General features: G+C 68.5%; 27 protein-coding genes. 7 read left to right on the plus strand and 20 right to left on the minus strand.

Going from position 1 to position 24,758, the window contains the following annotated elements; genetic code table 11:
* Positions 1 to 51: 51 nt before the first annotated feature.
* The gene (gene pheT, locus AC1DH3_RS15945) at positions 52 to 2,595 is read right to left on the minus strand and encodes a phenylalanine--tRNA ligase subunit beta (protein WP_476909739.1); all 2,544 of its coding nucleotides are present in this window, start codon (positions 2,593 to 2,595) and stop codon (positions 52 to 54) included.
* A gap of 2 nt (positions 2,596 to 2,597) precedes the next feature.
* Entirely contained in the window at positions 2,598 to 3,659 is a 1,062-nt protein-coding gene (gene pheS, locus AC1DH3_RS15950; RefSeq protein WP_476909740.1) for a phenylalanine--tRNA ligase subunit alpha, read from the minus strand.
* 202 nt (positions 3,660 to 3,861) lie between these two features.
* Between pheS and AC1DH3_RS15955 the strand changes: the two genes are divergently transcribed.
* Entirely contained in the window at positions 3,862 to 4,347 is a 486-nt protein-coding gene (locus AC1DH3_RS15955) for a hypothetical protein (RefSeq protein WP_476909741.1), read from the plus strand.
* Between the two features lies 1 nt (position 4,348).
* Complete coding sequence (locus tag AC1DH3_RS15960; RefSeq protein WP_476909742.1) at positions 4,349 to 4,987, plus strand: SIMPL domain-containing protein; 639 nt, start codon at positions 4,349 to 4,351, stop codon at positions 4,985 to 4,987.
* A 36-nt stretch (positions 4,988 to 5,023) separates the two neighbouring features.
* Here the strand turns inward: AC1DH3_RS15960 and pcp are convergent, their stop codons facing one another.
* Positions 5,024 to 5,665 carry a pyroglutamyl-peptidase I gene (gene pcp, locus AC1DH3_RS15965; protein WP_441419424.1) on the minus strand — a complete coding sequence of 214 codons (642 nt, stop codon included), beginning with the start codon at positions 5,663 to 5,665 and terminating at the stop codon, positions 5,024 to 5,026.
* Between the two features lie 93 nt (positions 5,666 to 5,758).
* On the opposite strand from pcp, the gene AC1DH3_RS15970 reads away from it, so the two are divergent.
* Entirely contained in the window at positions 5,759 to 6,886 is a 1,128-nt protein-coding gene (locus AC1DH3_RS15970; protein ID WP_476909743.1) for an Rv2578c family radical SAM protein, read from the plus strand.
* A 64-nt stretch (positions 6,887 to 6,950) separates the two neighbouring features.
* Here AC1DH3_RS15970 and AC1DH3_RS15975 read toward each other — a convergent pair whose 3' ends face one another.
* The 4 genes from AC1DH3_RS15975 to AC1DH3_RS15990 are packed head-to-tail and all read right to left on the minus strand — an operon-like array spanning position 6,951 to position 10,314.
* The gene (locus AC1DH3_RS15975) at positions 6,951 to 8,324 is read right to left on the minus strand and encodes an NAD(P)(+) transhydrogenase (Re/Si-specific) subunit beta (protein WP_441419422.1); all 1,374 of its coding nucleotides are present in this window, start codon (positions 8,322 to 8,324) and stop codon (positions 6,951 to 6,953) included.
* The gene (locus tag AC1DH3_RS15980) at positions 8,321 to 8,671 is read right to left on the minus strand and encodes an NAD(P) transhydrogenase subunit alpha part 2 (RefSeq protein ID WP_476909744.1); all 351 of its coding nucleotides are present in this window, start codon (positions 8,669 to 8,671) and stop codon (positions 8,321 to 8,323) included. Before AC1DH3_RS15980 ends, AC1DH3_RS15975 begins: the two co-directional genes overlap by 4 nt.
* On the minus strand, positions 8,671 to 9,828 hold the full coding sequence (locus AC1DH3_RS15985; protein ID WP_476909745.1) for an NAD(P) transhydrogenase subunit alpha: 1,158 nt from the start codon (positions 9,826 to 9,828) through the stop codon (positions 8,671 to 8,673). The genes AC1DH3_RS15980 and AC1DH3_RS15985 overlap by 1 nt, the downstream gene beginning before the upstream one ends.
* A gap of 42 nt (positions 9,829 to 9,870) precedes the next feature.
* On the minus strand, positions 9,871 to 10,314 hold the full coding sequence (locus AC1DH3_RS15990) for a (deoxy)nucleoside triphosphate pyrophosphohydrolase (protein ID WP_441419419.1): 444 nt from the start codon (positions 10,312 to 10,314) through the stop codon (positions 9,871 to 9,873).
* Between the two features lie 186 nt (positions 10,315 to 10,500).
* Here AC1DH3_RS15990 and AC1DH3_RS15995 point away from each other — a divergent pair, with 186 nt between their 5' ends.
* The gene (locus AC1DH3_RS15995; protein ID WP_441419418.1) at positions 10,501 to 11,709 is read left to right on the plus strand and encodes an MFS transporter; all 1,209 of its coding nucleotides are present in this window, start codon (positions 10,501 to 10,503) and stop codon (positions 11,707 to 11,709) included.
* Between the two features lie 48 nt (positions 11,710 to 11,757).
* On the opposite strand, the gene AC1DH3_RS16000 is transcribed toward AC1DH3_RS15995, so the two are convergent.
* Positions 11,758 to 12,678 carry a cation diffusion facilitator family transporter gene (locus tag AC1DH3_RS16000; protein ID WP_476909746.1) on the minus strand — a complete coding sequence of 307 codons (921 nt, stop codon included), beginning with the start codon at positions 12,676 to 12,678 and terminating at the stop codon, positions 11,758 to 11,760.
* Between the two features lie 230 nt (positions 12,679 to 12,908).
* On the opposite strand from AC1DH3_RS16000, the gene AC1DH3_RS16005 reads away from it, so the two are divergent.
* Positions 12,909 to 13,175, plus strand: coding sequence for a GlsB/YeaQ/YmgE family stress response membrane protein (locus tag AC1DH3_RS16005; protein ID WP_441419416.1), 267 nt, complete (start codon positions 12,909 to 12,911; stop codon positions 13,173 to 13,175).
* A 111-nt stretch (positions 13,176 to 13,286) separates the two neighbouring features.
* Here AC1DH3_RS16005 and AC1DH3_RS16010 read toward each other — a convergent pair whose 3' ends face one another.
* From AC1DH3_RS16010 to infC, 4 genes are all read right to left on the minus strand, one after another.
* Positions 13,287 to 14,186: a TrmH family RNA methyltransferase gene (locus AC1DH3_RS16010; protein ID WP_476909747.1), complete on the minus strand. Its 900-nt coding sequence runs from the start codon at positions 14,184 to 14,186 to the stop codon at positions 13,287 to 13,289.
* 65 nt (positions 14,187 to 14,251) lie between these two features.
* Positions 14,252 to 14,722 carry a 50S ribosomal protein L20 gene (rplT, locus tag AC1DH3_RS16015; protein WP_175323251.1) on the minus strand — a complete coding sequence of 157 codons (471 nt, stop codon included), beginning with the start codon at positions 14,720 to 14,722 and terminating at the stop codon, positions 14,252 to 14,254.
* Positions 14,723 to 14,841: 119 nt separating this feature from the next.
* Positions 14,842 to 15,036: a 50S ribosomal protein L35 gene (gene rpmI, locus AC1DH3_RS16020; protein WP_009358635.1), complete on the minus strand. Its 195-nt coding sequence runs from the start codon at positions 15,034 to 15,036 to the stop codon at positions 14,842 to 14,844.
* Positions 15,037 to 15,151: 115 nt separating this feature from the next.
* Entirely contained in the window at positions 15,152 to 16,186 is a 1,035-nt protein-coding gene (gene infC, locus AC1DH3_RS16025; protein WP_441419414.1) for a translation initiation factor IF-3, read from the minus strand.
* 394 nt (positions 16,187 to 16,580) lie between these two features.
* On the opposite strand from infC, the gene AC1DH3_RS16030 reads away from it, so the two are divergent.
* Positions 16,581 to 16,967 carry a DUF1844 domain-containing protein gene (locus AC1DH3_RS16030; protein WP_476893583.1) on the plus strand — a complete coding sequence of 129 codons (387 nt, stop codon included), beginning with the start codon at positions 16,581 to 16,583 and terminating at the stop codon, positions 16,965 to 16,967.
* Between the two features lie 151 nt (positions 16,968 to 17,118).
* Here AC1DH3_RS16030 and AC1DH3_RS16035 read toward each other — a convergent pair whose 3' ends face one another.
* The 8 genes from AC1DH3_RS16035 to AC1DH3_RS16070 all read right to left on the minus strand — a co-directional run bounded on the left by AC1DH3_RS16035 (position 17,119) and on the right by AC1DH3_RS16070 (position 23,430).
* Positions 17,119 to 18,438: an MFS transporter gene (locus tag AC1DH3_RS16035; RefSeq protein ID WP_476909748.1), complete on the minus strand. Its 1,320-nt coding sequence runs from the start codon at positions 18,436 to 18,438 to the stop codon at positions 17,119 to 17,121.
* 63 nt (positions 18,439 to 18,501) lie between these two features.
* The gene (locus AC1DH3_RS16040) at positions 18,502 to 19,407 is read right to left on the minus strand and encodes an SseB family protein (protein WP_476893585.1); all 906 of its coding nucleotides are present in this window, start codon (positions 19,405 to 19,407) and stop codon (positions 18,502 to 18,504) included.
* A gap of 13 nt (positions 19,408 to 19,420) precedes the next feature.
* Positions 19,421 to 20,167, minus strand: a complete 747-nt coding sequence (gene priA / locus AC1DH3_RS16045) for a bifunctional 1-(5-phosphoribosyl)-5-((5-phosphoribosylamino)methylideneamino)imidazole-4-carboxamide isomerase/phosphoribosylanthranilate isomerase PriA (protein ID WP_476893586.1) — start codon at positions 20,165 to 20,167, stop codon at positions 19,421 to 19,423.
* Between the two features lie 96 nt (positions 20,168 to 20,263).
* Positions 20,264 to 20,422 (minus strand): hypothetical protein, encoded by a 159-nt coding sequence (locus AC1DH3_RS16050; protein ID WP_441419409.1) that lies wholly within the window; start codon positions 20,420 to 20,422, stop codon positions 20,264 to 20,266.
* The gene (gene hisH / locus AC1DH3_RS16055; protein ID WP_441419408.1) at positions 20,423 to 21,181 is read right to left on the minus strand and encodes an imidazole glycerol phosphate synthase subunit HisH; all 759 of its coding nucleotides are present in this window, start codon (positions 21,179 to 21,181) and stop codon (positions 20,423 to 20,425) included.
* On the minus strand, positions 21,178 to 21,798 hold the full coding sequence (gene hisB / locus AC1DH3_RS16060) for an imidazoleglycerol-phosphate dehydratase HisB (RefSeq protein ID WP_175323243.1): 621 nt from the start codon (positions 21,796 to 21,798) through the stop codon (positions 21,178 to 21,180). The genes hisH and hisB overlap by 4 nt, the downstream gene beginning before the upstream one ends.
* Positions 21,799 to 21,865: 67 nt before the next feature.
* Positions 21,866 to 22,984 (minus strand): histidinol-phosphate transaminase, encoded by a 1,119-nt coding sequence (locus tag AC1DH3_RS16065; RefSeq protein ID WP_441419407.1) that lies wholly within the window; start codon positions 22,982 to 22,984, stop codon positions 21,866 to 21,868.
* A 101-nt stretch (positions 22,985 to 23,085) separates the two neighbouring features.
* Positions 23,086 to 23,430, minus strand: coding sequence for a LysM peptidoglycan-binding domain-containing protein (locus tag AC1DH3_RS16070; RefSeq protein ID WP_476893622.1), 345 nt, complete (start codon positions 23,428 to 23,430; stop codon positions 23,086 to 23,088).
* Positions 23,431 to 23,881: 451 nt separating this feature from the next.
* Here AC1DH3_RS16070 and lexA point away from each other — a divergent pair, with 451 nt between their 5' ends.
* On the plus strand, positions 23,882 to 24,631 hold the full coding sequence (gene lexA, locus AC1DH3_RS16075) for a transcriptional repressor LexA (RefSeq protein WP_175323240.1): 750 nt from the start codon (positions 23,882 to 23,884) through the stop codon (positions 24,629 to 24,631).
* Positions 24,632 to 24,758: the final 127 nt, after the last annotated feature.

Consider the following 24,758-nt stretch of genomic DNA (forward strand, 5'->3'; position numbering starts at 1 on the left):
CCGCCCTCCTATATTTCAGGCTCTCCCGTCAGGGGCTCCCCCTCCGGGCCGCTAGCGCTGCACGGCGCCGAAACGCTCGTGGGCGGCAGCGACCGCGCTGTCGCGGGCAGCCGAAGCCTCGTCCGCGGTCAGCGTCCGGTCGTCGGCCCGGAAGCGCAGGTTGAAAGCGAGCGACTTCTTACCCTCCTCGATGCCCTTGCCGGCGTAGACGTCGAACAGGGACACCTCCTCAAGCAGCTCCCCCGCGCCCTCGCGCAGGACGGCCAGCACCTCGTCCGCCGCAACGTCGGCCGCGACCACGAGGGCGACGTCCTGGGTCGCCACGGGGTAGCTGGAGATGTGCCGGGCGACGATCACGTCGGCGGCGGCTTCGAAGAGCGCCTCGGCGTCCAGCTCCAGCGCCACCGAGCGGGCCGGCATGTCGTGCGCTGCGAGCAGTTTCGGGTGGAGTTCGCCGGCGTAGCCCACGACCTCGCCGCTGCGCAGCGCCAACTGCGCGGCACGGCCCGGGTGGAACGCCTGGTGCTGGCCCTTGCTGACCACGAGTTCGACGCCGAGCACATCGCCGGCGAGCCGGGCGATGTCCAGCGCGTCGGCCCAGTCCCAGGCGCGGGGCGTGTGTGCCGGCCCAGCCGGGGAATCGTGGCCGGTCAGCACGGCGCCGAGATGCAGCGGCTGGTCCGGGACGCCGTCGTACAGACCGTCCAGCACCTCGTCGGAGGGCTTGGCGCCCAGCGGCGGAATCGAGGCGGTGCCCAGCGTGTCGCCGGGCAGGAAGACCAGCCCGGACTCGAAGAGCGCGAGGTCGCGGAAGCCGCGGGAGTGGTTGCGCTTGGCGACCTCGATCAGGCCCGGCAGGATGGAGGTCCGCAGGTAGCCCTGCTCTTCGCTGATCGGGTTGGCCAGCTTGAGCGCCTTGCGCTCCGCGCCGGCCACGGGGACCCCGAAGGTGTCGTTGGCGGCCTTGGAGACGAACGGGTACGCCATCACCTCGGTGAGGCCGGCGTCGGCCAGGGCCTGCACGAGCCGGCGGCGCTGCTGCTGGACTCGAGTAAGGCCGCGTCCCGGGGGCGCCACCGGGAGGGTCGCGGGGATCTTGTCATAGCCGACCAGCCGGGCGATTTCCTCGGAGAGGTCTTCCTTCGTTTCCAGGTCGTTGCGCCAGCTCGGGGCCGTGACGCTGTAGCCGGTGCTGGTCTTTTCGACGACGGCGCCGAGGTCCTGGAGCGAGGTCAGGATCTGTTCCTCGGTGAAGTCGATGCCGATCCGCTCGGCGGCGAACGCCGCCGGCAACTGCACGGTAACCGGAGCGGGCGCGGTGCCAACGTCGGTGCCCTCGGCCGCATCGGTGCCTCCGGCGAGTTCAACGAGGAGGTCGACGGCGCGCTGGGCGGCCACGTGGGCAACGTGCCAGTCCACGCCGCGTTCGAAGCGCTTGGACGCCTCGGAGGGCAGCTTGTGGCGGCGGCGCGAACGGGCAATCGAGACTTCCTCAAAGTGCGCCGCTTCGATCAGGATGGTCGACGTCGCGTCGCTGACTTCGGTGGCGGCGCCACCCATCACACCGGCGACGCCGATCGGGCCGGAGCCGTCCGTGATCAGGAGGTCTTCGGCGTCGAGCGCGCGGTCCTTGCCGTCCAGGGTCTTGAGCTTCTCGCCGGAGACGGCGCGGCGGACCACGATCTCGCCGGAAAGCTTGTCCTGGTCGTAGAAGTGCAGCGGCTGGCCGAGCTCCAGCATGACGTAGTTGGAGATGTCCACCGGCAGCGAGATGGAGCGGATGCCGGCGAGGCGGAGCCGGGCGGACATCCAGGGCGGGGTGGGACGGGTGGCGTCCACACCGTGCACGGTGCGGGCCACGAAGCGGTCGCAGCCGGGCTTGCCGTAGATCGGTGCGTCGTCGTTGAGCTTGACCGGGTAGCCGCCGGCCAGGGCGGCGGGGGCCTGCACCTTGGACGCGGGGTCGGTGAAGGGCGTGCCGGTGGCGTGCGCGTATTCCCGGGCCACGCCGCGGATCGAGAAGGCATAGCCCCGGTCCGGAGTGACGTTGATTTCCGCGGCCTGGTCGTAGAGGCCGAGCAGTTCCATGGCGTCGGTACCCAGTTCCGGGTCCAGGCCGATCCGGGACAGCACCAGGATGCCGTCGTGGTCCTCGCCGATGCCGAGTTCGCGGACCGAGGCGATCATGCCGGCGGAAAGGTGCCCGTAGGTCTTGCGGGCGGAGATCCGGAAGTCGCCGGGCAGGACAGCGCCCGGAAGCGTGACCACCACCTTGTCGCCTTCCACAAAGTTGTGGGCGCCGCAGATGATGCCCTGCACGCCGGAGGGGTCGATGCCGTCGCCGGTGAGCGTCTGCTCCTGGCCTTCGGGGACCACACGGACCTGGCACCAGTTGATGGTCTTGCCGTTGGACTGCGGCTCCTTGACCAGGCTCAGGACCTGGCCCACCACGATGGGGCCCTGGAGCGCATCCGTGGGGCGGTGGACCGCTTCCTCTTCAAAACCGACCTTGACCAGATCGGCCATCACGTCTTCGGCCGTCGCTCCGGCCGGTACCGCTGCGAATTCACGCAGCCAGGAAAGTGGGATACGCACTGTTAGATCTCCATCCCGAAGTGCTCGCTGAAACGTACATCGCCTTCGATCATGTCGCGCATGTCGCCGACCTCATTGCGGAACATGAGGGTGCGTTCGATGCCCATGCCGAAGGCAAAACCTGAATAGACGTCCGGATCGATGCCGGCGGCGCGCAGCACGTTGGGGTTGACCATGCCGCAGCCGCCCCACTCGATCCAGCGCGGGCCGCCCTTGGCCCCGGGGTGCCAGATGTCCAGCTCCGCGGACGGCTCGGTGAACGGGAAGTAGTTGGGGCGCAACCGGATCTGGGCCTCGTCGCCAAACATCTGGCGGGCGAAGTGCTCCAGGGTCCCGCGCAGGTCCGCCATGGACAGGCTCTTGTCGATCGCGAGGCCCTCGAACTGGTGGAAGACCGGGGTGTGCGTGGCGTCGAGTTCGTCGGTGCGGAAGACCTCGCCCGGGCACAGCACGTAGATCGGCACCTCGCGTTCCAGCATGGAGCGGACCTGCACCGGGGAGGTGTGGGTGCGCATCAGCAGGTGGGCCTCGGGCGGCTCCACGAAGAAGGTGTCCTGCATTTCGCGGGCCGGGTGGTCCGGCTTGAAGTTCAGCGCATCGAAGTTGAACCACTCCGACTCGACCTCGGGGCCTTCGGCGATCTCCCAGCCCATCCCGACGAAGATGTCCGCGACGCGGTCCTGCAGCGTGGACAGCGGGTGGCGGGCACCGGCGCGACGGCGGCGCGGAGCAGCCGTAACGTCCACGGTTTCCTCGACCAGGATGCGGGCGTCGTTCTCCGCCTCCAGTTCGACCGTGCGGTCCGCGAGCGCCTTGTTGACGCGTCCGCGGGAGGCTCCCATAAGCTTGCCGGCGGCGGCCTTCTGGTCCTTGGGCAGGGCGCCAATCTCACGGTTGGCCAGGCTCAGCGCGGATTTCTCCCCGGTGTGGGCGAGGCGCACGGCCTTGAGCTCATCGAGCGTCGAGGCGGCGGCAATGGCGGCGACGGCCTGGTCTACGGCGGCGGTGATGGCGGCTTCATCCAGAGGGTTCGGGACGGGGGCGCCCGGCAAAGTTTCAGTCATCTACTGTTCTTAGCTACGAGTCGGGTGATGCCAACGCACGCAGGGCCTCAACGGGTGCAGGGACCGGTGCATTGACAAAGGTCAGGGCTCACCGGAACTTCCCGGCGGGCGCTCCCGTCCAGTCTAGTTGAACGCGTCCGGGCGCCCGAACGTGACGGACAGGGACCGCCGGGCAGCACGGCTCCCCCGCTACCATGGCCTCATGACCTCCGGACAGCGGCTGCGGCAGCTTGCCAATCTGTTGAATGCATCTACCCCGCTGGGGTTGCTGCTGGCAGCCTGCGCCCGGACCAGGGTCCGTCGCGGCCCCCGCGGCCTGATCCTCGCCACCGGCTACCGCTGGCGGCTGCCGTTCGCGGCGGCGTTCACCGTGGGCAACGTGGTGCTGTTCCGGGCCGGTCCCGCCGAAGCCCTGGGCAACCCGGTGCTGCTGGGACACGAGGAACGCCACAGCACCCAGTACGCCTGGTGCCTGGGCATGCCGTTCCTGCCGCTGTACTTCCTGTCCGCTGCCTGGTCCCTGTGGCGGACGGGCAATCCCGGATCGGCCAACCCCTTTGAACGGCACGCTGGGCTCCGCGCCGGCGGTTACCCCCTCCTGCCCTCCCCAAGCGCTTCCCGACGACCCCCAGGAAAAGACGCCACAGGAAAACCGGCCAGCAAGGCCCCCGAGCGGAACGAGGCATGACATGACGGAAACTCCCCGGTCCATTGCGGTCACCGGATCCGGCACCGCGGAAGCCGCGCCGGACCTGCTGACCCTCGCCATCGGCGTCGAATGCCGCCGGCCCGGCGTGGAGGCGGCGTATGGCGACGCCGCCCTCGCCGCGTCCGCGATCACGGCCGTGCTCAGGAGGCACGGCGTGCCGGACGCGGACATCACGACGTCGGGGCTGAACGTCCGGGCGGAGGTCAGCTGGCAGGAGGGCCGCGGGCAGCTCGTCTCCGGCTACCTGGCCTCCAGCATGCTGAGTGTCCGGCTCCGCGAGCCGGCGGCCGCGTCGGCGCTCATCGCCGCGGCGGTCGCAGCAGGCGGGGACGATGTACGCCTCAACGGGCTGGAGCTCGGCTTTACCGATCCGTCGGCGGTCGAGGTGCGCGCCCGGGAGGCGGCATGGAACGACGCCCGCACCGCAGCCGAGCACTTCGCCGCGCTGGCGGGCGCCCGGCTAGGCAGGACACTCTCGGTAACGCAGCAGTCCGGGACCGCCTCACCCATCCCGCTGGCCAAGATGCAGCGCGTGGCGGCATCCGAGCCGCTGACCGTCGAGGCGGGCGGTTCGAGCGTCACGGCGACTGTCGACGTCGTCTGGGAGCTGCTCGACTGAGCTCGCCGACCGGGCGGGACTTCGTGCGGGGCGGGGCTAGTGGGTGGCGCCCGCGGCGAGCTTGAGGTCAGCCGTCGTCGCCAGCGCGGTCCGTACGACGACGGCGAGCGCCTGCACCATCTGCTCCTGCGGGAGTGAGGCCAGTCCGCTTCCCGGCGGGACCTGGTCCGGCCCGTACGGTACATGGACAAAGCCGCCGCGCGCCCCCTGGGTGAGCCGCAGGGCGTGCATCAGGCCGTAAAAGACGTGGTTGCAGACATAGGTCCCGGCCGTCTGCGACACCTCGGCGGGAATGCCCGCCGCTCCCAGCGCCGCCAGCGCCGCCTTTACCGGCAGCGTGCTGAAGTAGGCCGCCGGAGCGCCGGGCACCACAGGCTCGTCGACCGGGGCGTTGCCCGCGTTGTCAGGGATTCGCGCGTCATCGCAGTTGATCGCGATCCGCTCCAGCGAAATGCGTGCCCTGCCGCCGGCCTGTCCTGCGCAGACCACGAGGTCCGGTCGGTGCTCCGACAGGGCCGCGTGCAGCACCGTGATGGCCTCCCCGAAGACGCAGGGAAGTTCGATCGCCGTCACCTCATGGCCTTCGGCTTCGAGCAGGGCCGCCGCACCGCGCGCCGCGGTCCAGGACGGGTTGGTGCTTTCGCCGCCAAACGGTTCGAAGCCAGTCAGGAGAATCATGCGCCCAGCCTAGCAACGGCACGATCCATGCCGGCGCTGTTTCTTTGGCCCCGGGTCCTTGACTTAAGATCGAACATATATTCGAATGTATCCATGAGATGGGACGCGCAAGCACTGAAGCCAAGCGGCGAAGCTCTCCCTGCAGGGTCCGCCGCAGGGCCCGCCTCGCCGGCCCTGCTGCCGCTGGCCGGACTCGTGCGGTCCGTCTCCACCCCTGAGTTTGCCGGGGTCACTTTTCATGAGGTCACCGCCAAATCGGTGCTCAACAAGGTGGCCGCCGGTTCCCGCATGCCGTTCGAGTGGACGGTCAATCCCTACCGCGGCTGCAGCCACGCCTGCGTCTACTGCTTCGCCCGCAAGAGCCACACCTACCTCGACTTCGACTCCGGCCTCGACTTCGACAGCCAGGTAGTAGTCAAGATCAACGCCGCCGAGGTGCTGCGCAAGGAACTCGCCAAGCCCTCCTGGCAGCGCCACCACGTCGCCCTGGGCACCAACACGGACCCGTACCAGCGCGCCGAAGGCCGCTACCAGCTGATGCCCGGCATCATCGGCGCCCTGGCCGACTCCGGCACTCCGCTGTCCATCCTCACCAAGGGCACGCTGCTGGCCCGGGATATCCCGCTGCTCAAGCACGCCGCCGCCCAGGTCCCGGTGGGCGTGGGGATCTCGCTGGCCATGACCGACGAGCGGCTCGCCGAGGCGGTGGAACCCGGAACGCCGGGCCCGCGGGCCAGATTGAAGCTGGTCTCCCGGCTGCGCGACGCGGGGCTTCCCTGCGGCGTGATGGCCATGCCCATCCTGCCCTGGCTCTCGGACTCCGACGAAGCGTTGGACTCGCTCTTCGGCTCGCTCGCAGCGGCGGGCGCCACAGGCGTCACGGCAGGGGCGCTCTACCTCAAGCCCGGCACCCGGGAGTGGTTCATGCAGTGGATCGCCCGTGAGCACCCCCAGCTCGCCGGAAAATACCGCCGCCTCTATGGCAGCGGTTCCTACGCTTCCAAGGAATATCGCGCGTGGCTGGCGGGCCGCATCCGGTATTTCAAGTCCCGGCACGGCTTCCTGGGATCCTCGGGGTTCAGCCACCGGGACCTCAACGATGATCCGCGGGAGGAGGAAGCCCAGTACCCGGCGGGCAGCATCCCCGGACCGGCCGCGCCGGGAGCGGCGGCCTACAGTGCCGGCGTCAACGCCGGAACAGCGCAGCCCACGCTCTTCTGACCGGCGCGGCCTCTTCCTGTTCTCCGGCAGGGCGCCTTCCCGGCGCCATTCCTTTCCGGTGTGCCTAGAGGATTTTGACCGCTCCGAGGACCTTGGAGAGCGAATCCTTGGCGTCGCCGAACAGCAGGGTGGTTTTGGGGTCATGCAGGAGCTCGTTCTCGATGCCGGCGAAGCCCGGCCGCATCGAGCGCTTCAGGAACACCACCTGCTGCGCCTGGACCACCTCGAGGATCGGCATCCCGTAGATCGGCGACCCCGGGGACGACTTCGCGGCCGGGTTGACGACGTCGTTCGCGCCCACCACCAGGGCGATGTCCGTGTTGGCGAACTCCGGGTTGACCTCCTCGAGTTCCCGGAGCGACTCGTACGGCACGTTTGCCTCCGCCAGCAGCACGTTCATGTGCCCGGGCATCCGGCCCGCGACCGGGTGGATGGCGAAGACGACGTCGACTCCCCTGGCGGTGAGGGCGGTGGCAAGCTCGGCTACCGTGTGCTGGCCCTGGGCGACGGCGAGGCCGTAGCCCGGCACGATCACGACGCGCTGGGCATAGCCGAGCTGGACGGCGACGTCCTCGGCCGAGGAGGAGCGCACCGGCCGGTCGCTGAGGGCGGTCGAACCCGCTGTGGATCCGCCCCGGAAGGCGCCAAACATGATGCCGGCCACGCCGCGCCCCATGGCCGAGGCCATCACCTTGGTCAGGATGGTGCCGCTGGCGCCCACAAGTGTCCCGGCGACGAGCAGCAGCACGTTGCCGAGCACGATCCCGGACGCCGCGACGGCGAGGCCGGTGAAGGCGTTCAGCAACGAGATCACGATCGGCACGTCGGCGCCGCCGACCGGGAGCACCAGCAGTAGCCCCGCGGCCAGGCCCAGCACCAGCAGCGCCCCGGCCCAGGCCGCCGACCCCGTCAGCACAACGAGTGCACCCGCGGTCAGGGCGCCCGCCAGGACGAGCACCATCACGGCAGGCATACCCGGGAAGAGCAATGGTCGGGTGCTGATCAGCTCCTGCAGTTTCCCGACCGTGACGGCCGAACCGGCGAAGGACACCGCGCCGACCAGCATGGTGAACACGACGGCCGGCCGCACCCAGGAGTCCGCGCTGTGGCCGAGTTCCAGCACCGCTACCAGCGCCGCCGCGCCGCCGCCCACCCCGTTGAACAGGGCCACCAATTGCGGCATCTGGGTCATCTGCACCCGCCGGGCCACCGGTACGGCCAGTGCGGTGCCGACGGCGATGGCGGCCAGGATCAGCGGAATGTTCTCCAGCCGCGCGGAGAGGAACACGGTCACCACGGCCACCGCAGCACCGGCCGCGCCGATGGCGTTGCCACGACGGGCGGTCCGGGGCGAGCTGAGGCCCTTCAGGGCGAGAATGAAGCAGACGGCCGCCACGAGGTAGAACAGCGCGGTCCAGCCCGGGGCGAGGACGCTCATTTGCCCTCCTCCCGCGCCGCACCGGCGCCGGCAGACGGGCCGGATACCGTAGTGGCACCGGGACGCGCGGCCTTCCGCGGGCCGAACATCTCCAGCATCCGGTCCGTGACGACAAAACCGCCCACCAGGTTGACGGTCGCGAGGACCACCGCGAGCAAGGCGACGGCGAGCAGCCAGGGGTCGTCGGCCTGGCCTGCCACGATGACCGCGCCGACCAGGATGATGCCGTGGATGGCGTTGGCGCCGGACATCAGCGGGGTATGCAGCTTGCTGGTGACTTTGGAGACGACTTCAAAGCCGACGAAGACGGCGAGCACCACCACCGTGAGTAACGTGACAGCATCCATTAGTTGTGGGCCTCCATCGCTGCCGCCGTGCCGGCGTGCCGTACGGCGCCGTCGTGGGTCAGACAGGCCCCGGCGACGACGTCATCGTCGAAGTCCGGGACCACCTTGCCGTCCAGGGTCATCAGGGCCAGGAGGTTGGCGACGTTCTTGGCGTACAGCCGGGACGCGTCGGAAGCTACGGCAGACGCCGCGTCCTGCATCCCGACCAGCGTCACGGCGCCGCCCGGGACCGGAACCAAAATGTCCCGGCCGGCGATGACTCTCTCGACGTTGCCGCCGGATTCGGCGGCAAGATCCACGACGACCGATCCGGCCCGCATCCCGGCCACCATGTCGGCGGTGACGAGCAGCGGGGCGGCCCGGCCCGGAATCGCCGCCGTCGTAATCAGCACATCCGCCGCGGCGACGTGTGGCGCCAGCAAGGCACGCTGCCGGGCCGCGCGGTCCTCCGCGAGTTCACGGGCGTAGCCGCCGCTGCCCTCAGCGGACGCGTTCGCAGCTCCGGTATCGAGCTCCAGGTTAATGAAGGTGCCGCCCATCGAAGCGACCTCGTCGGCGGAGGCGGCGCGGATGTCGTTGGCCGAGACCCGCGCGCCGAGCCGTTTCGCGGTGCCGATCGCCTGCAGGCCTGCGACGCCGGCGCCGAGCACCAGCACCCGCGCCGGCGGGATGGTCCCGGCGGCGGTCATGTACAGCGGAAAGAACCTCGGGTAGCGCAGGGCCGCCTCCAGCACGGCGCGGTAGCCGGCGACCAGGGACTGGGAGCTGAGCGCGTCCATAGACTGGGCACGGGAGATCCGGGGCACGAGTTCCAAGGCAAAGGACGTCACGCCGGCGGCGGCGAGGGCGCCCACGGCCGGAAGTTCCGAAGCCGGTGAGGCGAAACCGATGGTGACGGTGCCGGGCCGCAGCGCGCCGGCTGTTTCCGGGGAGAGCGGGCGGACGTGCAACAGGACATCCACGGCGTCCAGCGGGAGCTCCGGTGTGAGGCTGGCCCCGGCCGCCTCATAGTCGGCGTCGCCGTAGCCGGATTCGACGCCGGCACCGCATTCCACCAGCAGCGACAAGCCGAGGCCCGTGAGCTGCCGCACCGTCTCGGGGGTGGCCGCAACCCGGCGTTCCCCCGCACGCTGTTCCCGTCTGACCCCCACCTGCACGCCAAGCTCCTCTCGGTTCGCCCCAGCGTAGGCACACAGCGCCTAGTTTGGCGAGGGTTCCGCCGCGACCGCCGCCAGGAGTGCTTCCACGATCGGCAGGTCGGCCGGGATCCAGGGCAGCTCCAGGACTTCCTGCGGGTCCGTCAGCGCCACCCAGCGGAGTTCGTCATGGTCCTGAAGTGGCTGCGGCGTGCCGGCCGCCAGCTCGGCGAACCAGACTCGCATCGCGGCCCGGTCGTTGAGCGGCCAGCCGGCCGGTGCCTCAGCGGGCAGCTCCGGCCCCAGCCGGACTTCCACCCCGAGTTCCTCCAGCAGTTCACGGTGCAGTGCACGCTCCGGAGCCTCACCCGGGTCCACCTTGCCGCCGGGGAACTCCCACATGCCGGCAAACTGGGGTGGTGCGGTCCGCCTCGCCACCAGGAGGGTCCGGGGGTCGGCCAGGGAATCCACTACTGCGCCGCCGACGACGTTGATGAGTTCAGTCACGTCCACCAGTCTAGGGGCGCCGCGGCCGTGGTTGCCGGGGGACAATGATGGGAGACCTGGCGTACGCCGTTGGAATATTGGAATACCGGAGCCTGCGCTCCGCATTCCCTGCTCAGAGACTCCACGCCGAACCACTGCGCCGCATTCTCCTGGCTCCAGCCGGGATCATTCCCGAAAAGTAGATGAATGACGACCACCAAAGACGCCCCCGCGACGCCGAAAACCGGCAGCCGCCACCTTGCCCTCGCCATCATTTCCCTTGCGATGGGCGGATTCGGCATCGGCACCACAGAGTTCACCATGATGGGCCTGCTCAAGGAGGTGGAACAGGGCCTGGGCATCGGCACCCCGGAGGCCGGGCACCTGATCTCCGCCTATGCCCTGGGCGTGGTGGTCGGCGCACCGGTACTGGCCGCCGTCGGAGCCAAACTGCCGCGCAAGTACCTCGCGCTGGGGCTCATGCTGTTCTTCAGCCTCGCGAACCTCAGTTCCTTCATCGCCCCGGACTACGGCACCATGCTGGTGTCCCGCTTCGCCGCAGGTCTGCCGCACGGCGCCTTCTTCGGGGTTGCCGCGGTCATTGCCTCGTCCCTGGTCGCCCCGACCAAACGGGGCTGGGCCATCTCGATGGTGATGGCGGGCCTCACCGTTTCCAACGTCATCGGTGTGCCGTTCGGGACCTGGCTGGGCCAGAACTTTGGCTGGCGGCTGCTCTTCCTGCTGGTCGGCCTGATCGGCATCGCCACCATGGCCATGCTGTGGAAGTTCGTGCCGTTCCAGAAACCCCACGCCGACGCGAGCATCCGCCGTGAACTCGGCGCGCTGAAGCGGCTGCAGGTCTGGCTCGCCGTCCTGATCGGCGTGGTCGGCTTCGGCGGTTTCTTCGCCACGTACACCTACATCGCGCACACCATGACCTCAGTGGCGGGCATTCCCTCGGAGTGGCTGCCGCTCGTCGTCGCCCTTTACGGCGTGGGCATGGTGGTGGGAAACATCGTCGGCGGACGGATTGCGGACAAGTCCGTCATGGGCACCATCTACTGGGTCCTGCCCGGCGTTGCCGTGGCGCTCGTGGTCTACGCGGTGGCCGTGCACTGGCCCTGGTCCGCCTACGTGATGGTCTTCGTCGTGGGGGCCGCCGGTTCCATGCTCGTCCCGGCGCTGCAGACGCGGCTCCTCGATGCCTCCCCCGGCGCGCCGTCGCTGGCGTCCTCGCTGAACCATGCGGCCCTCAACGTGGCGAACGCCCTGGGCGCTTTCCTCGGCGGTCTCGTCATCGCGTGGGGCTGGGGCTACGTGGCGCCGGCCCTCGTGGGGGCGGTGCTGGCCATCCTGGGCCTCGGCGTCGCCGCCCTCAGCGGTGCGGTCGAACGCAGGAAGCCGCTGGTCCGGTAGCCGATTGATGCGGTACCGGCCCAGCGGCCCCGGGGTGGAACGCGCGAACTAGCTGGCGCTGACGCGCTGCACGTCCGGTTCCAGGTAAATCACCCGTGCGGTGGGCACGGCTTCGCGGATCCGGACCTCGGTGGCGTCGATGGCCGCCGCGATGTCCCGGCCCGAGTCGGCCGCGCCGACGCCGATCTTGGCCGCCACCAGCAGTTCCTCGGGGCCGAGGTGCATGGTCTTGATGTGGATGATGCTGGTGCCGTCGGACTCGATGGCGCCGCGGATCTTTGCGACGTCGGCCTTGGTCGCCGACTCGCCCAGCAGCAGGGACTTGGTTTCCACCGCCAGCACCCCGGCGATCGCCACCAGCAGCAGGCCGATCATCCCGGTGCCGAGGGCGTCCCAGATGCCGTTGCCGGTCACCAGCGTCATGCTCACGCCGAAGAAGGCGAAGGCCAGGCCCAGCAGGGCGCCGAAGTCCTCCAGCAGGATCACGGGCAGCTCGGGCTGTTTGGCGTTGCGGATGAAGTGGACCCAGCTCTGGTTGCCGCGCAGCGGGTTGGACTCCCGGATCGCGGTCCGGAACGAAAAGGACTCGGCGACGATGGCGCCGATCAGCACGGCCAGAGGGACCCACCAGAAGTCGCCTTCAATGCCGTGCGGGTGCTGGATCTTGCCCCAGGCCTCGTAGAGCGCAAAAAGGCCGCCGACGGAAAAGAGCACGATCGAGACGATGAACGCGTAGATGTACCGTTCCCGGCCGTACCCGAACGGGTGTTCAGGGCTCGCTTCCTTCTTGGCGCGCTTTCCGCCGACCAGCAGGAGCAGCTGGTTCCCTGAATCGGCGAGCGAGTGGATGGCCTCCGCGAGCATCGACGAGGACAGCGTCAGGATGAATGCGACGAACTTGAGGACGGCGATCGTCAGGTTGGCGGCCAACGCCGCGACAATCGCCTTGGTACCGCCGTTTGCAGCCAAGAGAGCTTCTCCTTTGGAGGTTTTTCAGGGGAACGTGCGGAAAGCGCTTGGGGCCCGTGTCCGCAAGGAACACCGTACCCGTTTAGGCCCCGCCACCGCACCGCGGCGGGGCCGGTTTGCGGTACGTAACGATTGAGTGTGATGTTGCTGACACGCGATCACGCCTGTGTTAGCTTGAAGCCATAATCGGGATTCCTAAGGTGAATGCCGACGAATATGTAGGAGGAGACATGGGCTTTCTAGGCTGGATCATTCTCGGACTCATTGTAGGTGCAATCGTTAAGGCAATCATGCCTGGCAGGGTCGGCGGCGGCTGGGTCACCAGCCTCGTGCTCGGCGTCGTCGGGGCCGTTGTCGGCGGCTGGATCGGCGACCTGCTGTTCGGCGGCGGCAAGATGGAATTCTGGAACCTGGGTTCCTGGATCCTGGCCATAGTCGGCGGCCTCGTCGTAGCAGGCATCTACGGCGCCATCACCGGGCGAAACCGGACCACGTAAATCTCTCACGCCACCGCCCGGCAGCAATGCCGCAGCGGTGAAGGCACGACGGCGGGGGCTCACCAATTGGTGGGCCCCCGCCGTCGTTGGTTCTTCTATAGGTATTGCCGGCTAAGCCGTGCGCTGCTGCGACCGGGCGCTGGCGTAAAGGCAGACCGTTGCCGCGGTGCCCAAGTTGAGGCTTTCCGCCGCTCCGTAGACCGGTACGGCGACACGGTGGTCTGCGAGGGCGAGTTCCTCTTCGGAGAGCCCCTGGGCCTCGTTGCCGAACAGCCAGGCGGTTGGCTGTTCCAGGGCGTACTCTGATTCGGCCGCGGACGCGCCGAGCCGCCGGGCCGCGTTCTCGTCCTGGAGCCGGTCCAGATTCAGCTGGCCCTGGCCGTCCGCCGCGAGGACACCGATGCCGCGTTCCTTGCAGCGTGCCACCAGTTCCTCGACATCGGCGCCGAGCACCACGGGCAGGTGGAACAGGGATCCGGCCGTAGAGCGCACGGCTTTGGGGTTGTAGATATCAACGCTGGAGGCAGTCAGGATGACGGCATCCGCCCCGGCGGCGTCGGCGGCCCGGAGCACGGTTCCGGCGTTGCCGGGATCGCGCACCTGGCACAGGACCGCGACCAGTTGCGGGTCCGCGTCCAGCACCTGATCGACGCCGACGTCCAGGAAGCCGCAGACCGCGAGGATGCCCTGCGGGGTGACCGTGTCCGCCATCGCGGCCAGCACTTCGTCGGTGGCCAGGTACGCGCTGGTGCCCTCCGCGAGTGCCTCCAGGTCCGGGTGCCGGTCCAGGCAGGCCTCACTCGCGTAGACCTCGTAGACGATGCCCGGCTCCCCCGCGGCAACCCTCTTCTGGTGCAGGACCAGGGCTTCCCGGACGGCCTGCGGCCCCTCCGCCAGGAACTCGCTGCGCTTTAAACGGGCCGGGCGCCCGGCAAGCTGTGCCACCTTCCTCACTCGATCGGCTCGAGGGTTGGAAAGTGGAAAGTCTTGCGGGCGCCCGGTTTCGTTCATATAAGAACCTTAGTTGCTCTCGCGAGCAGTTCTTGAACGACGCTGTCTTTCGACGGCGGGAGGAACTACTTTGCGGCCTCGGCGTCAGCCTTCTTGGCAGCAGGCTTCTTCGCGGCAGGCTTCTTCGCAGCCTTCGGGGCCGCAGCAGCCTCGACCTGGACGGCCGGAGCGGACGTGTCGGCAGGCAGCGAGTCCTTGGCGACCTTGACCAGCGCGGCGAAGGCGTTGGCGTCGGAGACGGCCAGCTCGGCCAGCATACGGCGGTCAACCTCGACCTCAGCGGCCTTGAGGCCCTGGATCAGACGGTTGTAGGTCAGGCCGTTGGCGCGGGAAGCAGCGTTGATGCGCTGGATCCACAGGCGGCGGAAGTCGCCCTTCTTCTTCTTGCGGTCGCCGTAGCTGTACACAAACGAGTGCAGCAGCTGCTCTTTGGCCTTGCGGTACAGGCGTGAACGCTGTCCACGGTAGCCCTTTGCGCGTTCGAGGATAACCCGGCGCTTCTTGTGGGCGTTGACCGCCCTCTTCACACGTGCCACGTGCGTACTCCTTCAGAATTCTGATCCCAAGCATCTACTGCCGGAAAACCCGGCTGGCCTGAGAAGCCTTTTTGGTAGTGGACCGCTGCCAGGTGGCAATCGATCCGAGAACTTGGAACTTAGATGCCGAGCATCTTCCGGATGACCTTGGCGTCGCCCTTGAAGACGATCTTGTCGCCGGCGAGACGGCGGGTCAGCCTGGAGGACTTGTGCTCGAGGTAGTGGCGGCGGTTGGCCTGCTGGCGGCGCAGCTTGCCGCTACCGGTCAGCTTGAAGCGCTTCTTAGCACCGCTGTGGGTCTTCATCTTCGGCATGGGAACCGATCTCCTTACGTATCCGCAGACGGGGTCTGCAGTCTTTCGTGCAGCCACCCCTGCGGGCGGCGTGCTGGTTGCTTGCTGCCGGACATTGCTGTCCGGCAGCCGTGAACTAGTTGGTCTTCTTGCTGCCCGGCTTCGGGGCGGCCTTGGGAGCCGCCGGCCGTGCCGCAGGCTTCGGAGCCGCGGGCCGGGCGACCGGCTTCGGTGCCGCAGCCGGCTTCGGCGCAGGCTTCTCGGCCGCCGGCGTTGCCGGTGCCGCAGGTGCCTTCGGTGCTGCAGCCTTGGGAGCGGCCGGCGCCTTGGTCACTGCGGGCTTCGCGGCGGCCTTCGGAGCTGCCTGCTTCGGAGCAGCCGCCTTGGGGGCCTTGGGGGCCTCCTGCTTCGGCTCTTCCTGGGCGGGGGCTTCCGTCGCCGGAGCCTCCGTCGCGGCTTCCTCAGCCTTGGGCGCCTCAGCGGCGGGGGCTTCCGTTGCCGGAGCCTCCGTCGCGGCTTCCTCAGCCTTGGGCGCCTCAGTCCGGACCTGGTAGCCCTCCGGCAGCAGATCGGCAAGCGACTGCGTCAGGGGTGCCTCGGGAGCGGACGTGTCAACGCGGCCTCCGCCCGAAGACTTGGCTTCGTTCTCGGCCTTGGCTTCTGCGCGCTGCGTTGCACGGCGGGCCTCTGCCTTGGCTTCTGCCTTGTTCTTCAGCGGTCCGACAACCATGACCATGTTGCGGCCGTCGATGCGCGGGCTTGACTCCACGACGCCCACTTCGGCGACGTCGTCAGCGAAGCGCTGGAGCAGGCGGATGCCCATCTCGGGGCGCTGCTGCTCACGGCCGCGGAACTGGATCATGGCCTTGACCTTGTCACCGGCGCCGAGGAAGCGGAGCGCGTGGCCGCGCTTCGTCTCGTAGTCGTGGGTGTCGATCTTCAGGCGGAAGCGGATTTCCTTCAGGACCGTGTTGGTCTGGTTCTTCCGGGCTTCGCGTGCCTTGACGGCGGCTTCGTACTTGTACTTGCCAAAGTCCATCAGCTTGCACACCGGAGGCTTGGCCTGCGGTGCAACTTCAACGAGATCAAGATCCGACTCGGCAGCCAAACGCAGGGCATCCTCAATACGGACGACGCCTACTTGTTCGCCTGCAGGGCCGACCAGCCGCACCTCGGGGACGCGGATACGCTCATTGATTCTTGGCTCGCTAATGTTAAAGCTCCTGTGTTCGTGAGGGGTACTCCGCCGGCAAATGAAGAAGGCCTCCAATTGCCGGAGCAATCGAAGGCCTCAAAGATCGGTACTGCCGTCCCCGCGAGGAGGAGGCATGCATACCCGCCAGGCTAAATGCCCGGAGAAAATGCCCGACCAGGTACCCGGCAACCTTGATTCCTAGGGAATACTCGCGGCTGACGCGGGTGGGAGAGAACTCCGCTTGCAAACTGAAAACCAATTCTACAGAAAGATACCGGCTCAACGCACGTGGCGCCGCCGGGTCTCTGTTCCGTTTGTGGACTTCTGCAGAAATAACGACATTCAGTTGGTCTGTGACAAGCTTACCAGCATGAGCACTCCAGACAGTAATTCACACGTTTACCAGCCGGCCGATGCCCAGGCCGATGTTTCCCAGCAGATCCGCGACATCTCCGAGGTCCCCGCGATCGAAGTCATTACCACCGCCGCCGTGCACCTGATGAGTGCCGCCGCAGTGAAGCTCGGCCTGGCCGCCGAGGAGAACGCCGAGGAACTCAAGGACCTGGATGAGGCGCGCAAACTGATCACCGCCCTCGCCGGGCTGGTCACCGCCGCGGCCCCGGAGATCGGCTCCCAGCATGCCGGCCCGTTGCGCGACGGACTGCGGTCCCTGCAGCTGGCCTTCCGCGAGGAATCCGCCATTCCGGACGCCCCGGGCAAGGGTCCGGGCGAGAAGTACACCGGACCGGTCAACTAGGCCCAGTCAACCAGGGCCCGCCAACAGGGCCCGTTTGCCGGCACCTGCCGGGCATCCACGGCCAACGGGCAACGACCACGGCGGCGGGCGGACCACATCGGTCCGCCCGCCGCCGTCGTCGTTAACCCTCCGTTATCAGGGTTGCGGCAGGTCAGGCTGCGGCCAGCCGCCGCCGGCGGCGGTGCTGCAGCACCAGGCCCACGAGGCACAGCACGACGCCGGCCAGCCCCACCGAGACGAAGCCCGCGCCAGGGCCCACGCCGTCGATGAAAAGCCCGGCCAGCGGGGCGCCGAGTGCCACCCCGCCGGTAAGGGCGGAGCCATACCAGCCCATCGCCTCGCCTCGGCGGCCCTCCTCAACCAGTTCCGCCACCTTCTCGGACGCGGCAGAGAGCACCGGTGCGCACAGCAGGCCCGGCAGCAGCGAGAGCAGTGCGAGCGTCCAGGTGTCCTGGGCGAACGCCATTGGAAGGGTCAGTGCGGACATGCCCAGCAGCAGCAGGACCGGTGAGACGGGCCGGTGCATGGCGCCGTAGACCAGGCCGCCCAGCACCGATGCCGCGCACCAGAACAGGAACACGATGCCGATTTCGGCCTGATGGCCACCCGTCTGCAGGGCGGCGACAATGCCGACGTCGGTGCCGCTCAGCACCATGCCCGCCCCGGCTGCGACGGCGAAGACCGCCGCGACGGCGGCCGTGAACCAGGCGAAGTTGTGGATGACCTTGTGCCGCAAGCCGGGCCTGCTCTGCCGCCGCTGTTCCGCGCCGGCCAGCGGCGCCAGTTCCGCTGCAGCCTCCTGGACATGGGGTGCCGCGGCGACGAGGGCCGTCTCCGCACCCTCCTGCTGGCCCGCTTCGAAGGCCGGATCCGGTTCGACGCCGGGCGCGGCACTGCGGGTGGGCGGGTTGATCCACATCAGGAACAGGCCGGACAGGGAAGTGGCGACCCCCACCACGGTCAGGCCCAACACGGAGAAACCCGCGGTGGCGACGAGGGCCCCTGCGGCGGGGCCGATCATGAAGACCAGTTCGGTGCTGATCGCGTCCAGGGCGAAAGCTGTCCGCCGCTGCTCGCCGCTGGCCAGGATGCCCAGCGACTGGCGCACGACGCTGAAGATCGGCAGCGTCAGCAGGCCGCCCACGAAGACCAGTGGCAGCAGCAGCTGATAGCTGACGTGCGGCACGATCGACCAGATGACGGTCTCGGAGACGACAGACGGGATCAGCGCCCTCCGCAGACCCACGGTATCCACGCGGCGGCCGCGCCACGGGGCGCCGACGGCGATGCCGATCGTCATGACAGCGGCTGCCGCCCCGGCCGCGGCGTAGCCCTGGCCCAGGGTGAGGACGATGTGAAGGGTCAACAGCACGCCTGCGGCGGAGTGCGGGATGCGGGCGACCATGCCGACCAGCAGGAGGTTCCTGATGGGCCTCACGGCAAGCAGGTCCCGGTAAAGCGCGAAATTCACGAAACTGCATTCCTTTGAGTACTGCCTGCGGCAGCCCCGGGATGTCTCCGAACTGGCCGTCGGCTATTGAGCTGCGCGCTGCAACTTGATTTCGATCGAGTCAACCCGTTCAGCAAACGTTTCATTCCGGGCCCAGGCTCCGTTGAGGCCGGCCACGAGGGACTGCACCGCGGCGGCGTCGAGTCCGTCTTCAAGGTACAGCACAACGCGCAGCTCCGGACCGGCGCCACCGCCGGGAAGCTGCCTGCCGCCGGCCTGCGCCGACGCAACGCCACCGCCGGGACGAATTTCCACGCGCCGGAGCGCCGGAACACCGGCCGCGGCCGCTTCGACCGCTTCCGCCACTGCCGGATCGCTGTAGCTCGGCGTCCAGGCGTGCTGCCGGGCCAGCGCCCACACGGCCGGGCGGCGCACCACGAAGGTGGCGGCGGAGCCGGGGTCCAGCACCAGCAGTTCGCCGCCCTCGGCAACGGCGGAGAGCGCGGCACGTGCCGCGTACACCGCCACGGGCCGGGCCTCGGGGTGCCACGCGGCCAGGGCTTCGGCCGAGGTGAACACCGGCAGCGCGGTCCGGCCGTCGGGCGCCTTGAGGGTCACCAGGGCCATATCCGCCTGCTTGTCCCCGTGCAGTTCCCCGCCGTACTGTTCCTTGCCTTCCTGGCCGATCACAGCCTCGCCTTCTTCGGCGAGCCGGGCGAGGATCGGCACGAAGACACGTGCGGTCGCCAGGGATGCCACTACCGATGCCTCGTCGCCCTGGCCGGCGGCCAGCGCTGCCAGCGCCGCCAGGTAGCCGGCGTCGGCGGCGCCGTCGTCGTCCTCGAAGTTGTGGATCCTGGCGTCGTCACCGCTGAGGCTGCGGCCCGCCCAGGGCTGCCCGGCCGAGTCCGTCGCGCCGCCGGCACCGGCGAGGGCGGCAGCGATATGCCCGGGCAACGGCCGCCCGGCGGGCTGGGTGCTGTGCTCCATGGCTGGGACGTGCCTAGCGGCGGCCGGCGACGTCGAGGGCCTCGGGCAGCGTGAAGTTCCCGTTGTAGAGGGCCTTGCCGACGATGGCGCCCTCGACGCCGAGCGGCACGAGGGAGCGCAGGACCTTGAGGTCTTCGAGGCTGGAGATGCCGCCGGAAGCCACGACGGGTTTGCCGGTCTTCTCCACCATTTGGCGCAGCAGCTCCACGTTGGGTCCCTGCAAGGTGCCGTCCTTGGTGACGTCGGTGACGACGTAGCGGGCGCAGCCGGCCTCTTCGAGGCGGCCGAGGACCTCCCAGAGGTCGCCGCCTTCCTTGGTCCAGCCGCGGCCGGCGAGGGTGGTGCCGCGGACGTCGAGGCCGACGGCGATCTTGTCGCCGAAGCGCTCGATCACCCGCTGCGTCCACTCGGGATTCTCCAGCGCCGCGGTGCCCAGGTTTACCCGGGCGACGCCGAGCTCCAGGGCCTTTTCCAGGGACTCGTCGTCGCGCAGGCCGCCGGAGAGCTCGACCTTGATGTCCAGCCGGCCCACGACTTCGCGCAGCAGTTCGGCGTTGGAGCCTCGGCCGAAGGCGGCGTCGAGGTCAACGAGGTGGACCCATTCGGCGCCCTGTTCCTGCCAGTTGAGCGCGGCTTCCAGCGGCGTGCCGTAGCTGGTTTCGCTGCCGGCTTCGCCCTGGACCAGGCGCACGGCCTGGCCGCTGACGACGTCGACGGCGGGGAGCAGCTCGAGTACCGGCAGCGGGGTTTCGGTGGTCATCGTAGGGTCCTCACGGTGTTGGGGCGGCAGGTCGGGATAGGGAGCGTGCTTGCGGGCCGGTCAGTTTTCCGGCTGGGGCCAGTTTCCCGGGAGGGGTCAGTTTCCCGGCAAGGTCAAGAGCCAGGCGGCCAGCAGCGACATCCCGGCCAGGAAGTAGAAGACGATCTGGACCCACAGCGGGCTTTTCTGCTGGCGGAAGGACAAGGCGCCGCCGACCAGCAGCCCGGCGAGCCCCATCAGGACTAGGGACCACATCTAGGCGGTCTGTTCCGGGGTGCCGGCCTGGCCGGTGCGGGCTTTGGCGCCGCCACGCAGACTGTCGACCCAGTTGCGCAGCAGGCGCGCACCGGCGTCGCCGGACTTCTCCGGGTGGAACTGGGTGGCGCACAACGGGCCGTTTTCCACCGCCGCGATAAACGGGGCGCCGTGCTCGGACCAGGTGACGAGCGGGGCCGCCATGCGCGGCTGGATCACGTCGAAGTCCCAGTGCTGGACGCCGTAGGAGTGCACGAAGTAGAAGCGCTCGTTCTCGACGCCGGCGAAGAGCCGGGAGCCCTCCGGCACGGTGACCGTGTTCCAGCCCATGTGCGGCACGACCTCGGCCGGGAGGAGCTCGACCTTGCCGGGCCACTCCCCCATGCCTTCGGCGACGGTGCCGTGTTCCACGCCGGCTTCGAACAGGACCTGCAGCCCGACGCAGATCGCGAGCACGGGCCGGCCGCCGGCGACGCGGCGGCCGATCATGCGTACGGCATCAACGGCCTTGAGCTCGTTCATGACGGTTTCGAAGGCACCGACGCCGGGGACAACGAGCCCGTCGGCGTTGAGCACGTCTTCGGGCTTGGAGCTGAGGATGACCTCGGCGCCGGCGCGTTCCAGGGCGCGGACGGCCGAGCGGACGTTGCCGGAACCGTAGTCGAGCACGGTGACGGTGGGCTTGCCCTCCGGCGAAGCCGGCTTCCTCGCGGCGTCGGGGTCGATGATGGCGCCGTCCCGGAGCACCTTGCCGGTCACAGTGCGCCCTTGGTGGAGGGAATGCCCTCGACGCGGGGATCCGGCTCCACGGCGGCCCGGAGCGCACGGGCGAAGGCCTTGAACTGGGCCTCGACGATGTGGTGCGGGTCCCGGCCGGCAGTGACATTCATGTGCAGGCAGATCCCGGCGTGCAGGGTGATGGCTTCGAAGACGTGCCGGGTCAAGGACCCGGTGAAGTGTCCGCCGATCAGGTGGTATTCCTGGCCGGCCGGTTCGCCGGCGTGTACCAGGTAGGGCCGGCCGGACACGTCGACGACGGCCTGCGCGAGCGCCTCATCCAGCGGGACCGTGGCCTCGCCGAAGCGGCGGATGCCGGCCTTATTGCCCAGCGCCGTGCGGAGGACCTCGCCGAAGGTGATGGCGACGTCTTCCACGGTGTGGTGGACGTCGATGTGGGTGTCGCCCGTGGCCTTGACCGTCATGTCGATCAGCGAGTGCTTGCTCAGCGCGGTCAGCATGTGGTCGTAGAACGGTACCGAGGTGCTGATGTCCGAGACGCCGGTGCCGTCCAGGTTGATCTCGACCAGGACGGACGATTCGCTAGTGGTCCGCTCCATGCGTGCGGTCCGGGCAGCGGCTGATCCGGTGTTGCTCATGTGGGTGTCCTTTGGATGTGGCGGGCGCCCGGCGAACGGGGCGGTGTGCGTGGGTCCTGGCTTAAGTCTAGGCGGACTGTACTTCGTGGCCGGTCAGGATCCGTTCCAGGGCTTCCAGAAACGCTGTGGTTTCCGTCTCAGTTCCGGCGGTCACGCGGAGGTGGCCGGGAATGCCGACGTCGCGGATGAGGACGCCGGCGTCGAGCAGACCCTGCCAGGTCTCGTGCGGGTTCTCGAGGCCGCCAAAGAAAACGTAGTTCGAATCCGAAGCGGCCGGCTTGAGGCCCATCCGGGTCAACTCCGTCACGATCCGGTCCCGCTGGCGCTTGATGTCCTCGACGTCTGCCATCAGCGCGACGCGGTGGTGCAGGGCGGCCAGCGCCGTCGCCTGGGTGATGGCGGAGAGGTGATACGGCAGCCGGACCAGCCGCAGGGCATCCGTCACCTCCGGCGCCGCCGCCATGTAGCCGAGCCGGGCGCCGGCCAGGGCGAAGGCCTTGCTCATGGTGCGTGAGACGATCAGCCGCTCCCGGCCGGGCAGCAGCGCCAGGGCGCTCGGCGTCCCGTCGTGGGCGAACTCGTGGTAGGCCTCGTCGACGATGACGATGGTCTGGCTTGCTTCTCCGGCCTCGTAGACCGCCTCGACCACGTCAAGCCCCAGGCCCGTGCCGGTGGGGTTGTTCGGCGAACAGAGGAAGACGACGTTGGGCTTCAGCTCCCTGACCTGGCGGGCCGCCGAGTCGGCGCTCAGCCCGTAGTCCTCGGCGCGTACACCGACGATGTATTCGGTGTCTGTGCCAGCGGCGAGCAGCGGGTACATCGAGTAAGTGGGAGGGAAGCCGAGCGCGGTCCGTCCCGGGCCACCGAAGGCCTGGAGGATTTGCTGCAGTACTTCGTTCGAGCCATTTGCTGCCCAGATGTTCGTGGCGTCCAGTCCGTGGCCGAGATACTCGGCGAGGGCTTCCCGCAGTTCGGTGAACTCGCGGTCCGGGTAGCGGTTCAGTCCCGCAGCGGCCTCCGTCACGGCTTCGGCGATGGCGGCGCGGACGTCCGCCGGGACTCCGTGGGTGTTTTCGTTGACGTTCAGCAGGATGGGGACATCCAGTTGGGGCGCACCGTAGGGGCGCAGTCCCCGCAGATTGGTCCGGAGGGGCAGTCGGTTGAGGCGCTCTAGCTGGTCAGTCACTTGCCCAGTTTAAGTGAGACCCGGCCCCGCCCCGAAACTGTGACCGCGAATGGCCGCCCGGCGGCACCGATGGCCCGGCGCGCCACTCGCCCGGGTAGGGCTTACTTGGAGGGTACGTAGAGCTGCTGGCCGGGGAGGACGCGGCCGGCTCCGAGGTTGTTGAGCTGAACGATGTCGGCGACCACGTCACGGGGGTCGCGCTCCGGGGCGACGGCACCGGCGATGGCCCAGAGTGACTCCCCCGGCTGGACCGTGACGGTGACCGTCGGGGTGAGCGAGAGCTCCGCGGCCGAGTCGGCGGCTTTGGCCGGAGCATTCAGGAAGCCGGACAGTGACAGGACGAGCACGGCCAACAGAACCAGCGGCAGCCCGAAGAAGACGAACCGACCGCGGCGGGTCAGCCGCAGCCGAGCCTGCCGGGCTGGTGCCGCGGGTGCGGCCTCCATGGGGATGGAAACCAGCGAACCGGAAATAGCGCTTACTGCTGACATGAGCTGAGCCCTCCTGGACTTGTCTGTGCCACTGGAAATACCTGTGCCGCCCGGCGTACTCCTCGTACCTGCCGCCAACCGGCCTAACCTTCAAACGCAAAACCCTTGAATGCGAACCCTCAAACCCGAAACTTCGAATACAGAACCGAAACCAGCGGACCGACCCAAGGGTGAAGCTTCGAACACATATTCGAACTTCGCTGTTCCTGTTTTAGCACTTATGAACGAACATTGTCGAGACTCGCTAGAACAAATGTTTGAAAAACCTTGTCGGCTGGCCTACTTTTGAATCACAGGACAACCACTTGTGTTGATGAACATCAGTTGATCAGCGGGGTCTGACATTTTCAGCTCGGCAGGTCCCGGTAGCCACAGCGGCCGGGCGGAATGGAAAGGCATGGCGAACATGGCAGCACAAGCCGCCGGCGGGAGGGCTTCCCAGCGCAGCCCCCAAACCGGCCGGGCGCCGAAAAGCCTGACCGTCCGGCAGAAAAAGATCCTGGAGACCATCCAGCGTTCCGTGACGGACAACGGTTACCCGCCCTCGATGCGCGAGATCGGCGACACGGTCGGGCTCGCCAGCCTCTCCAGCGTCACCCACCAGCTCTCGCAACTGGAAAAGCTCGGCTACCTGCGGCGGGACCCCAAGCGGCCGCGCGCCATGGAAGTCCTCATGCCGCTGACACTGGATGAAGGCACGACCAGGATTTCCGGCGTGGAGAAGTCCAGCGGCCTGCGGGCTGTCGGCGGCCTCGCCGTCTCGGAGCTTGCCAGCGCCACGGACACGGCCATGGTGCCGTTCGTGGGCCGTATCGCCGCCGGCGGGCCGATCCTGGCCGACCAGGTGGTGGAGGACGTGATGCCCCTGCCGCGCCAACTGGTGGGCCACGGCGAACTGTTTATGCTCCGGGTGGCAGGCGATTCGATGATCGACGCCGCCATCTGCGACGGCGACTGGGTCGTCGTCCGACGTCAGAACGATGCCGTCAACGGGGACATCGTGGCCGCCCTGCTCGATGACGAGGCAACGGTCAAGACGTTCCGCCAGCGGGACGGCCACACCTGGCTGCTCCCGCAGAACACCCAGTACGAGCCGATCCTCGGCGACCATGCCGTCATTATGGGCAAGGTCGTCTCGGTGCTGCGCTCCCTGTAGCGCCCCTGCCACACCACTCTCCGGCCGGCCCATCTCCCGGCAGCTCGAAGGCCCCGTCCGCAGTTCCGGACGGGGCCTTCTGCGCTCCCGCCCGGTTCTTGGCACACTGACAGCGCGCCCGCCCGCG

It is taken from the genome of Arthrobacter sp. 05L428, assembly GCF_056397665.1.

What these genes read in the sequence shown, in the direction of transcription:
- AC1DH3_RS15970 (WP_476909743.1), top strand. Translation starts at nt 5,759, where the DNA reads ATGAGATGGGACGCGCAAGCACTGAAGCCAAGCGGCGAAGCTCTCCCT.
- AC1DH3_RS16070 (WP_476893622.1), bottom strand. Translation starts at nt 23,430, where the DNA reads ATGGAGGCCGCACCCGCGGCACCAGCCCGGCAGGCTCGGCTGCGGCTG.
- priA (WP_476893586.1), bottom strand. Translation starts at nt 20,167, where the DNA reads ATGACCACCGAAACCCCGCTGCCGGTACTCGAGCTGCTCCCCGCCGTC.
- AC1DH3_RS16030 (WP_476893583.1), top strand. Translation starts at nt 16,581, where the DNA reads ATGAGCACTCCAGACAGTAATTCACACGTTTACCAGCCGGCCGATGCC.
- lexA (WP_175323240.1), top strand. Translation starts at nt 23,882, where the DNA reads ATGGCAGCACAAGCCGCCGGCGGGAGGGCTTCCCAGCGCAGCCCCCAA.
- pcp (WP_441419424.1), bottom strand. Translation starts at nt 5,665, where the DNA reads ATGATTCTCCTGACTGGCTTCGAACCGTTTGGCGGCGAAAGCACCAAC.
- AC1DH3_RS16005 (WP_441419416.1), top strand. Translation starts at nt 12,909, where the DNA reads ATGGGCTTTCTAGGCTGGATCATTCTCGGACTCATTGTAGGTGCAATC.
- hisB (WP_175323243.1), bottom strand. Translation starts at nt 21,798, where the DNA reads ATGAGCAACACCGGATCAGCCGCTGCCCGGACCGCACGCATGGAGCGG.
- AC1DH3_RS16010 (WP_476909747.1), bottom strand. Translation starts at nt 14,186, where the DNA reads ATGAACGAAACCGGGCGCCCGCAAGACTTTCCACTTTCCAACCCTCGA.
- AC1DH3_RS16040 (WP_476893585.1), bottom strand. Translation starts at nt 19,407, where the DNA reads ATGGAGCACAGCACCCAGCCCGCCGGGCGGCCGTTGCCCGGGCATATC.
- AC1DH3_RS15955 (WP_476909741.1), top strand. Translation starts at nt 3,862, where the DNA reads ATGACCTCCGGACAGCGGCTGCGGCAGCTTGCCAATCTGTTGAATGCA.
- AC1DH3_RS15960 (WP_476909742.1), top strand. Translation starts at nt 4,349, where the DNA reads ATGACGGAAACTCCCCGGTCCATTGCGGTCACCGGATCCGGCACCGCG.
- AC1DH3_RS16050 (WP_441419409.1), bottom strand. Translation starts at nt 20,422, where the DNA reads ATGTGGTCCCTAGTCCTGATGGGGCTCGCCGGGCTGCTGGTCGGCGGC.
- AC1DH3_RS15980 (WP_476909744.1), bottom strand. Translation starts at nt 8,671, where the DNA reads ATGGATGCTGTCACGTTACTCACGGTGGTGGTGCTCGCCGTCTTCGTC.
- AC1DH3_RS15995 (WP_441419418.1), top strand. Translation starts at nt 10,501, where the DNA reads ATGACGACCACCAAAGACGCCCCCGCGACGCCGAAAACCGGCAGCCGC.
- AC1DH3_RS15975 (WP_441419422.1), bottom strand. Translation starts at nt 8,324, where the DNA reads ATGAGCGTCCTCGCCCCGGGCTGGACCGCGCTGTTCTACCTCGTGGCG.
- rpmI (WP_009358635.1), bottom strand. Translation starts at nt 15,036, where the DNA reads ATGCCGAAGATGAAGACCCACAGCGGTGCTAAGAAGCGCTTCAAGCTG.
- pheS (WP_476909740.1), bottom strand. Translation starts at nt 3,659, where the DNA reads ATGACTGAAACTTTGCCGGGCGCCCCCGTCCCGAACCCTCTGGATGAA.